Genomic DNA, 9174 nt, shown 5'->3' with positions numbered 1-9174 from the left:
GGATGTGGGGGAGGGGAGGGCTCGATGCCGGCCTACCGGTCTACCGGGTGGCCGGGCTCACGCGGCGAGGCTGCCGGGATGCCACTGCCCCCGGCGTCGCAGCACGTCACGCAGGCCCGTGACGTTGTCGGTCATGATGCCGTCCACGCCCAGGTCGAGCAGGTGCTCCATGCGGGCGGGGTCGTTGATCGTCCACACGTGCACCTGCATGCCGATGGCGTGCGCGGTGCTGACCAGGCGCTGGGTGGTGACCCGCAGCCCCCGGAAGCCCTCGGGCACCTGCGCGCACGGCACGCCCGCCCGCGACAGCCGGGTCAGCAGGCGGCCGTAGGCGGAGGTGACCGCGGCGGCCCGCAGCGCGGCCACGCCGCGCGGCCCGAGCGCCGAGCACACCTCCCGGCCCATGGCGGCCCTGGCCAGCGCCAGGCGATCGTCGGAGAACGAGGTCAGGCAGATCCGGTCGTAGGAGGAGGTGCGCCTGATCGCCTCGGCCAGCGGGGCGATGGCGGCCGACTCCTTGACGTCGATGTTGAAGCGGACCTCCGGCCAGGTGCCGAGCAGGTCCTCCAGCAGCGGGATCTCGTGCACCCCGCCGATGCGGGCCCGCCTGACCGCGCGGTACGGCAGTTCGGAGATGCGGCCCCGCTGGTCGGTCACCCGGTCGAGCGTGTGGTCGTGGAAGGCCACCAGCACGCCGTCGGAGGTGGCGTGCGCGTCGGTCTCCAGGTAGGTGTAGCCGAGCGCGACCGCCCGCTCGAAGGCGGCGGCGGAGTTCTCCGCGCCCTCCGCCGCCCCTCCGCGATGGGCGAAGGCCAGCGGCCCTGGATGGTCGAGGAAGGCGAATCGACGGCTCAGCACGACCTGAAGTATGCCCTTCCCGGGTGAACGGTGCGGTTACGAATCGGGGAGTTTCTGCCATTCCTGGCGGCGGGTCTCGGCCAGCGCGATGGCCGCGGCCACCGCCACGTTGAACGAGCCGACCCGGCCGACCTGAGGGATGTAGCAGGCGCCGTCGACGGCGTCGAGCAGCGCGGGCGAGCAGCCGTGGTCCTCGCTGCCGACCACCAGGCACACGTCGCGGGCCAGGTCGGCGCGGTGCAGCGGCCTCGCCTCGGCGGTCAGCTCGATCGCCAGCACCGCGTAGCCGCTCTCCCTGGCGGCCTTGACCGCCTCGACGGCCGGCACCGCCTCGTGCCAGGTGACCAGGCGCTCGGTGCCCAGCGCGGTCTTGCCCGCCTTGGGGTTGGTGGGCGGGGTGGCGTTGCCGGCCAGCCAGACCTCGTCCACGCCGAAAGCGGCGGCGCTGCGGAAGATCGAGCCGATGTTGAACGGGCCGGTGACCGACTCGATGATCAGGCCGATGCGGTGGTGCGTGTTCCTGCGCCAGGTGCGGTTGAGCCGCTTGACGTCGGTGGGGCGCAGTTGCCTTCTCACGGGGTCACCTTCAGGATCCGGTAGGCGGCCCGGCTGGCCTCGCGGGAGGCGTGCCAGCCCTGCTCGCCGAGCCAGCGCTGCAGGGAGTCCGAGCCGAGGTGTTTCTGGACGACCAGGTAGGCCACGCCGTCGGGCGTCAGCCGGGTGAGCCACCTGGTGAGCATCTCGTGGAGCGCCTGCTTCCCGATGCGGATCGCAGGGTTGGACCAGATGGCCCGAAACCTCACTTCATCTGGCACTTCGTCGATATGTACGGACCTTACTTTGTCAAGGCCGGCGGCCCGGGCGTTCCGCTCGGTCAGCTCCAGGCTGCGGCGGTTCACATCGACGGCCCACACCGTCGCCCCGGGCGCCCGGCTGGCCATGGTCAGCGCGATCGGCCCGTACCCGCAGCCCAGGTCGAGCAGGTCGCCCTCCTGGGGCGGCGGCGGGACGCTCTCCAGCAACGCGCGCGTGCCGACGTCCACCCGCTCGGGGGAGAACACGCCGCTGTCGGTCTCCAGCCGGAGGTGCAGATCGGGCAGGACGAGATCGACGGAGCCCGGCCTGCTCGCGGTCCTCGGCTGCTCGGAGAAATAGTGGGCCACGTCGCCAAACGTTACGGGATCCGCGAACCGAACAGGACCGCCGCGCCCGCCACCAGCAGGCCCGCCAGGATCGCGGCCACGATGAACCACTGGGTGATCTCCTGGTTGACCAGCTTGTAGCCGAGCGAGGTGCCGATCTGCTCGTAGACCTCGCGCAACTCGGCCCCGGACTCGGCGGTGTAGGCGCGCCCGCTGGTGCCGTCGGACAGCGACTGCAGGGTCTGCTTGTTGACGGGGACGTTCACCGGCCGGCCGTCGATGTCGACGGTGCCCTCCTGGGTGCCGTACGCGATGGTGGAGACCGGCACGCGGGCCTGCTGGGCGGACTCGATGGCCTCGTTCACCGAGCGGCCGGAGGTGTTGTCGCCGTCGGACAGCAGCACGATCGCGGCCGGCGGCGGGTCGGTGGCGGCCTGCTGGTCGAACGAGCGCACCGACTCCAGCGCGTTGAAGACCGCCTCACCGATCGCGGTGCCGGGGCGGGTGGCGAGGTTGCCGATGGCGGTGACCACGGCTTGGTGGTCGGTGGTGGGGGCGATGACGACGTTGGCCGAGCGGGCGAAGGAGACGACGCCCACGTTGAAGCGGTCGGGCAGCTCCTTGGCGAAGGCCTGGGCGGCGGCCTTGGCGGCGCTGATGCGGTCGGGCTCGACGTCGGCGGCGTCCATGGACAGGGAGACGTCCAGGGCGATCATGATGGTGGCGCGGTCGCGGGGCACGCGCACCTGGTCGGCGGGCTTGGCGGCGCCGATGACCAGCAGGGACATCATGACGAGGAACAGGGCGGGCGCGACGTGGCGGCGCCAGCCCGGCCCGGCGGGGGCGACGAGGTTGAGCAGGGCCAGGTTGGTGAAGCGCACGGTGTAGCGGCGGCGGGCGAACATCGCCAGGATGTAGCCCGCCACCAGCAGCAGCACCAGCGTGAGCAGCCACAACCAGCCCGGCGCGAGGAATGTCATGCTGTGGGCCTCCGGTGGGCGAGGTGGCTCATACGGCGCTGACGCAACACGAACTGCGCGACGTCGAAGACCCAGTCGCGGTCGGTGCGCAGGACGAGGTGGGCGATGCCGGCCCGGCGCAGCGCCAGGCGGGTGCCCTCACGCTGCAGCGCGGCGGCCTCCGCGTACGCACGCCGGATCTTGGGCGAAAGGTGCACTTCGCGTACGTTCCCGCTCTCTGGATCGGCGAACGCGACCCGGCCCACGTCGGGCAGGTCGAGCTCGCGGGGGTCGATGACCTCGACGGCCAGCACCTGGTGGCGGGCCGCCAGCCGCCGGATGGGGCGCTCCCAGGCACGCTCGGCGTCGGGGTCGAGGTCGGGGTGGGCGTCGAGGAAGTCGGAGACGACCAACCGCAGGCCGCGCCGCCGGCGGGTGGCCGACAGGATCTCGAGGCCCTCGGCGAGGTCGGGCGGATCGGGCACGACGCTGCCGCGCGGGGCGTCCATGAGCGAGTGCAGCAGACCGTAGAGCGCGGGGCGGCCGGTGCGGGCCGGCATGCGGTGCACGTACTCGTCGTGGATGACCAGGGCGCCGAACCGGTCGCCCATCCGGCTGGACAGGAACCCGATCGCGCCGATGGCGGCCACCACCAGGTCGCGTTTGTCGGTGTCGGCGGTGCCGAAGTCCATGCTGGGCGACAGGTCCGCCAGGGCCCAGGTCTCCAGCTCGCGATCGGAGATGAGGTCGCGCACGTGCGGGACGGTCGTGCGCGCGGTGACGTTCCAGTCCATGCGGCGTACGTCGTCCTCGCCGGGCACATAGACGCGGCTGTCGCCGGCCTCGCTGCCGGTGCCGGGCAGCAGGCCCCGGTGCGCGCCGTACAGCAGGCCGTCGAGCCGGCGGGTGACGGTCAGCTCCAGGCGGCGCAGGGCCTGCTCCGCTGTGGTGGGGCTCAACGGTTCTGGTTCCAGACGACGAGGGGCGGGGGCACGGCGTGCAGGATCTGCTTGACGACGTTCTCCGGATCGACGCCGTCGGCGAGGGCGTCGAAGGTGAGCATCAGGCGGTGGCCCATGACGTCCACGGCGACGTCGCGCACGTCGTCGGGCAGCAGGTAGTCGCGCCCGCGCAGCAGGGCCAGCGCCCGGCCCGCCGAGACGAGGCCGAGGGTGGCGCGCGGGCTGACGCCGATCTCGATCGTCTCGGTGAGGTCGGTCAGGCCGTACTCGGCCGGGGCCCGGGTGGACATGACCAGCCGGACCACGTAGTCGGCGACGAGCTGGTGCACCGAGACCTGCTCGGCCCGCTCCTGGAGCGCGAGCAGCCGGCCGGGGTCGAGCACCCGCCCGGCGACCGGCGGCGTGACGCTCATGCGGTGCAGGATCTCCAGCTCCTCGTGGGCGCTGGGATGGGGCACGCGCACCCGGAACAGGAACCGGTCGCGCTGCACCTCGGGCAGCGGGTAGACGCCCTCGGACTCGATCGGGTTCTGGGTCGCCAGCACGATGAACGGCCTGGGCAGCGGGTGGGTGACGCCCGCCAGCGTGACCTGCCGCTCGGCCATCACCTCCAGCAGCGCGGACTGGACCTTGGCGGGGGCGCGGTTGATCTCGTCGGCCAGCAGGAAGTTGACGAAGACGGGGCCGAGCTCGACGTCGAACTTCTCGTTGGAGGGGTGGTAGACGCGGGTGCCGACGATGTCGCTCGGCACCAGGTCCGGGGTGAACTGGATCCGGGCGAACGTGCCGCCCACGACGGTGGACAGGGTGGAAGCGGCGAGGGTCTTGGCGACGCCGGGCACTCCCTCGAGCAGGCAGTGCCCGCGTGCCAGCAGGGCCACGAGGAGCCTTTCGACCATGTGGTCCTGCCCGACGATGACCCGCCGGACCTCGTCGAGACTCTGACGCAGCAATGCCGCGTCGTTTTCCCCTGGCAACTCTTCGGCGACGCTCATGACGCCATTCCACCAAACGCGCCGCAAACGTGCACGACGCCACGTCTGTGCTTTCATGGCAAACGTGGCAAGTCCCCTGCAGTACGGTGACCCGCCCCGGCTCGGGCCCTACGTGGTGCAGGCGCGCCTGCACACGGCGCCGGCCGGGTTCGTCTATCTGGGCCAGGCGCCTGACGGGCGTGCCGTGTCGCTGGCGGTGCTCACCCGGGGCGCCGCCTTCGACGCCGCGGCGCGCGATCGTTTCATCACCGCCGTGCGCGAGGCCGGGAGCCGTGACCGGCAGGGGAGACGCGGGTGGCTGGCACGTCCCGGCCGGGCGCGGGGCGCGGTGCTGGAGGGCGCGCCCGAGGTGCTGGCCTTCACCGGCGGCGGTGCGCCCTGGGTGGCGGTGCCGTACGCGCCGGGACGGCCGGGGGCCGAGCGCTTCCTGGAGCCCGTCATGGTGGGCGGCACGTTCATCGGGGCGGCGCACGGGCCCGACTTCGTCCCGTACTGGCTGACCGACCGCGCGCCGGCGCTGCCCGGACCGGCCAGGCAGCGGCGGCCGTTGACCGAGACGCGCAAGCGGGTGCTGCTGGCGGCGCTGGCCCTGGTCCTGTTGCTGCTGCTGGTGACCTCGATCCTGCTGCTGTTGCTGTTCGGACGGGGCGACAGCGAGCCGCAGCCGCGGCAGTTGCCGCCGACGGTGTTCGTGCCGACGCCGCCGCCGACGCCCGAGACGCCGGAGCCGCAGCCCTCGCCGTCGCAGTCGCCGTCACCCACGGAGAGCGGGCAGCGCACGCCTGGGCAGTCGCCAGGGGAGGACCTCGGCGACGGGTCGGACCTCTGACCGGGTGACGGGCCGACCCGGGCGGTCCGGCTAACCGGATGCGACGAAGCCCGACTCGTACGCGGCGATCACCGCCTGGGTGCGGTCGCGCGCGCCCAGCTTGGCCAGCACGTTGCCGACGTGCGTCTTGACCGTCTCCTGGCTGACGACCAGTTCGGCGGCGATCTCGTGGTTGGACAGGCCCCTGGTCATCAGCCGCAGCACGTCGCCCTCGCGGCCGGTCAGCCGGCCGATGCCGGGCACCGGCGCGGACGGGCGGCTCCGGCGGCCGGCGAGGGCCCGGATCGCGGCGGGGAACAGCAGCGACTCGCCCGTGGCGACCAGCCGGACGGCCTGGATGAGCTCGTCGGGCCTGGTGCGTTTGAGCAGGAAGCCGCTGGCGCCCGCGCGCAGCGCGTCGTAGACGTGGTCGTCGTTCTCGAACGTGGTCACCACCAGGACCTTGGGCGGGTGGTCCAGGGCGAGCAGGCGCTCGGTGGCGCGGATGCCGTCGAGGGCGGGCATGCGTACGTCCATGAGCACGACGTCGGGCCGCTCCCGGCGCACCACGGGCAGGACGGCGGCTCCGTCGGCGGCCTCGCCGACCACCTCCAGGTCCGGTTCGCCGTCGAGGATGATGCGCAGGCCGGCGCGGATGAGGTCCTCATCGTCGGCGATCACGACTTTGAGCGTCATGGCGTCGACCGTAGCGGCAGGCGTACCGTGACCCGCCATCCGGTGCCGGCCGGACCGGCGTGCAGGTCGCCGCGCAGCAGCCGGACGCGCTCGCGCATCCCGGGCAGGCCCCTGCCGCCCGCGCGCCCACCGGCGGGGGCGGCCTGAGCGCCCTCGTTGGTCACCTCCAGCCGCAGGTCCGCCCCCTGGACGGCGGCGGTCAGGCGGACGGGGCCGTGGCCGTGCCTGATGGCGTTGGTGAGCGCCTCCTGCAGGATGCGGTACGCCTCGCGTGAGACGACGGCGGGCACCGCCGAAAGGTCGCCGACCTCCGGCCGTACCCGGGCGCCGGAGGTGGCGGCCAGCTCGCCGAGGTCGGCCAGCGTCGGCCGCGGGGCGATGTCGGTGATGTCCCGGTCGGGGCGGTCGTGACCGCCGTCGCCGCCGTTGTCGTCGCTGTCGTCGCTGTCGTCGCGCAGGACGCCGAGGGCGTGGTCGAGGTCCTCCAGCGCGGTGCGGGCGGACTGCTCGATGGCGGCCAGCGCGGTCCTCGCGGTGGCCGGGTCGCGGTCGAGGACCCGGCCCGCCGCCGCGGCCTGCAGGGTGACGACGCTGAGCGCGTGCCCGACCGAGTCGTGCAGCTCGCGGGCCAGCCGGTTGCGTTCGGCCAGGGTACGGGCGTGCTCCTCGGCGGCGGCCAGCCGTTCGGCGGGGGTGGGCCCGAGCAGGACGGGGGCCAGCCCGGCCAGCAGCTCGCCCGCGCCCGCGGCCATGCCGACCAGGGCCGCCAGCAGCACGAGCCCGCCCGCCGCCCACCCCACGGCGCTCCACCCCTGCGTGGCCAGGACGCCCACCACTCGCGCCGGCCGTCCGGTGACCGCCAGGGCCAGCGTGTACAGCGTGAACGGCACGATCGCCAGGGTGCAGCCGCTGACCACGCCGCCGACGGCCAGGTGCGCCGTGAACCAGGCGGCCGTGCGCCGCCGCTCCTGCCAGGACCTGCCCGCCTGCCGGGGCGGCGTCTCCACGCGTGCCCCGAACAGGCCCTGGGCGGCGTTCACCGACAGCCCGCGCACCGGCAGGAACAGCCCGGTGGCGGCCACCACGGGCAGCACCGCGCCGAACACGCCGAGCTGGGCGGGCAGCATCAGGTTGGCCGACTCGCCGCGCAGCAGCCCGGAGATCAGCACGCCGACCATCATGTACGGCATCAGCAGCGCCCCGCCCACGACGAGGCCCGCCCAGCGGCGCGGCAGTGTCTTTCTCACATCCACGATTGTATGTCGATGAAAATTCGCTCAAGGAGTAATGCGCTTTAAGAGAAATGCGCCGCGAGCGAAAACTTTCCTTTGTTCGAGACCGCCAGGTCTAGCGTTTTCGCAGAAAGGCACGCATAGAAAGGAGCGCCCGCCATGACGGAGACCACGCGCGCAGCCTGGCCTGACCAGCTCAGCCAGCGCCTGCTGAGGGAGCGCATCGTCGTTCTCGGCCAGGAGGTCGACGACGAGATTTGCAACCGGCTCTGCGGGGAACTGCTTTTGCTCGCGGCCGAGGATCCCCAGCGCGACATAACGCTTTACATCAATTCCCCGGGCGGTTCCGTGCACGCCGGGCTGGCGCTTTACGACATGATGCAGTTCATTCCGTGCGACGTGCAGACGGTGGCGATGGGGTTCGCCGCGTCGATGGGGCAGGTGCTGCTGGCGGCCGGGACCAAGGGCAAGCGTTACGCCCTGCCCAACGCCCGCGTCGTCATGCACCAGCCGCTGGGCGGCATCGGCGGGTCGGCCGCCGACATCCAGATCCAGGCCGAGAACATGCGCTACACCAAGCGGCGCATGGCCGAGATCATCGCCCACCACACGGGCCAGCCGCTGGAGCGCATCCAGGCCGACTCCGACCGCGACCGGTGGTTCACCGCGCGCGAGGCCCTCGACTACGGGATCGTCGACCACATCGCAGAGGGGATGAACTGACATGAGCGGCCGTTACGTGCTGCCCTCGTTCACCGAGCGCACCTCGTACGGGGTCAAGGAGGTCAACCCGTACAACAAGCTGTTCGAGGACCGGGTGGTGTTCCTGGCGGCGCCGATCGACGACACCCTCGCCAACGACGTCATGGCGCAGTTGCTGACGCTGGAGTCGCTCGACCCCGACCAGGACATCCACCTGTACATCAACTCGCCGGGCGGGTCGTTCACCGCGATGTCGGCCATCTACGACACGATGCTGTACGTCCGGCCGGAGATCCACACGGTCTGCATCGGTGAGGCCGCCTCGGCGGCGGCCGTCCTGCTGGCGGCGGGCACACCGGGCAAACGAGCCGCCCTGCCGCACGCCCGCGTGCTGCTGCACCAGCCGCACACCGAGGGCGGGCGCGGGCAGGGGAGCGACCTGGAGATCCACGCCCGGGAGATCCTGCGGATGCGCGACCAGCAGGAGGAGATCCTGGCCCAGCACACCGGCCGGGGGGTGCTCGAGATCAGGAAGGACATCGAGCGCGACCGCATCTTCACGGCCGAGCAGGCGCGGACGTACGGGCTGATCGACGACATCTACGCCTCAAGGAAACGCGCTTTGACGGCAGCCCGCTGACCGACGGCCCCACGAAGGCGGCGCGCCCTCACCCCGAGGGCGCGCCCTTCGGCCTGCGCGACCTCGGCGCCGGCCTGTGCGCCGCGCGCCCGTGTGCCTGCGGGGGCTCGGCCCCGGCGTGGGCTGCGGCGGGGGCTTGCGTGTCGCGTGCTTGTGGGCCTGTGGGGGTTGGCGTCGGCC

At 72.5% G+C, this 9174-nt stretch carries 11 protein-coding genes; 3 read left to right on the top strand and 8 right to left on the bottom strand.

Annotation, left to right across the window (positions count from 1 at the left end; translation table 11 throughout):
• Window positions 1-57: 57 nt before the first annotated feature.
• Genes FAF44_RS49705 through FAF44_RS49680 form a run of 6 tightly spaced genes read right to left on the bottom strand, consistent with a single transcriptional unit; the run spans window position 58 to window position 4916 of the window.
• On the bottom strand, window positions 58-858 hold the full coding sequence (locus FAF44_RS49705; protein ID WP_237110475.1) for a glycerophosphodiester phosphodiesterase: 801 nt from the start codon (window positions 856-858) through the stop codon (window positions 58-60).
• Window positions 859-894: 36 nt separating this feature from the next.
• Window positions 895-1434 carry a TrmH family RNA methyltransferase gene (locus FAF44_RS49700; protein WP_237110474.1) on the bottom strand — a complete coding sequence of 180 codons (540 nt, stop codon included), beginning with the start codon at window positions 1432-1434 and terminating at the stop codon, window positions 895-897.
• Window positions 1431-2021: a class I SAM-dependent methyltransferase gene (locus FAF44_RS49695; RefSeq protein WP_237110473.1), complete on the bottom strand. Its 591-nt coding sequence runs from the start codon at window positions 2019-2021 to the stop codon at window positions 1431-1433. The genes FAF44_RS49700 and FAF44_RS49695 overlap by 4 nt, the downstream gene beginning before the upstream one ends.
• 11 nt (window positions 2022-2032) lie before the next feature.
• The gene (locus FAF44_RS49690) at window positions 2033-2980 is read right to left on the bottom strand and encodes a VWA domain-containing protein (RefSeq protein ID WP_237110472.1); all 948 of its coding nucleotides are present in this window, start codon (window positions 2978-2980) and stop codon (window positions 2033-2035) included.
• Complete coding sequence (locus tag FAF44_RS49685) at window positions 2977-3918, bottom strand: DUF58 domain-containing protein (protein ID WP_237110471.1); 942 nt, start codon at window positions 3916-3918, stop codon at window positions 2977-2979. The genes FAF44_RS49690 and FAF44_RS49685 overlap by 4 nt, the downstream gene beginning before the upstream one ends.
• Entirely contained in the window at window positions 3915-4916 is a 1002-nt protein-coding gene (locus tag FAF44_RS49680) for a MoxR family ATPase (RefSeq protein ID WP_237110470.1), read from the bottom strand. Before FAF44_RS49680 ends, FAF44_RS49685 begins: the two co-directional genes overlap by 4 nt.
• Before the next feature lie 55 nt (window positions 4917-4971).
• On the opposite strand from FAF44_RS49680, the gene FAF44_RS49675 reads away from it, so the two are divergent.
• The gene (locus tag FAF44_RS49675; RefSeq protein ID WP_237110469.1) at window positions 4972-5745 is read left to right on the top strand and encodes a hypothetical protein; all 774 of its coding nucleotides are present in this window, start codon (window positions 4972-4974) and stop codon (window positions 5743-5745) included.
• Between the two features lie 30 nt (window positions 5746-5775).
• On the opposite strand, the gene FAF44_RS49670 is transcribed toward FAF44_RS49675, so the two are convergent.
• Together FAF44_RS49670 and FAF44_RS49665 are read right to left on the bottom strand one after the other, a co-directional pair.
• A complete protein-coding gene (locus FAF44_RS49670; RefSeq protein ID WP_237110468.1) occupies window positions 5776-6420 on the bottom strand; it encodes a response regulator transcription factor in 645 nt (214 codons plus the stop codon).
• Complete coding sequence (locus tag FAF44_RS49665) at window positions 6417-7667, bottom strand: sensor histidine kinase (protein ID WP_237110467.1); 1251 nt, start codon at window positions 7665-7667, stop codon at window positions 6417-6419. Before FAF44_RS49665 ends, FAF44_RS49670 begins: the two co-directional genes overlap by 4 nt.
• Window positions 7668-7811: 144 nt before the next feature.
• Here FAF44_RS49665 and FAF44_RS49660 point away from each other — a divergent pair, with 144 nt between their 5' ends.
• Window positions 7812-8375 carry a ClpP family protease gene (locus tag FAF44_RS49660; protein WP_237110466.1) on the top strand — a complete coding sequence of 188 codons (564 nt, stop codon included), beginning with the start codon at window positions 7812-7814 and terminating at the stop codon, window positions 8373-8375.
• A 1-nt stretch (window position 8376) separates the two neighbouring features.
• Window positions 8377-8994 (top strand): ATP-dependent Clp protease proteolytic subunit, encoded by a 618-nt coding sequence (locus FAF44_RS49655; protein WP_237110465.1) that lies wholly within the window; start codon window positions 8377-8379, stop codon window positions 8992-8994.
• Window positions 8995-9174: the final 180 nt, after the last annotated feature.

Source organism: Nonomuraea sp. MG754425 (assembly GCF_021699195.1).
Taxonomy (GTDB): domain Bacteria; phylum Actinomycetota; class Actinomycetes; order Streptosporangiales; family Streptosporangiaceae; genus Nonomuraea.
This window is presented reverse-complemented; position numbering and strand designations above follow the sequence as displayed.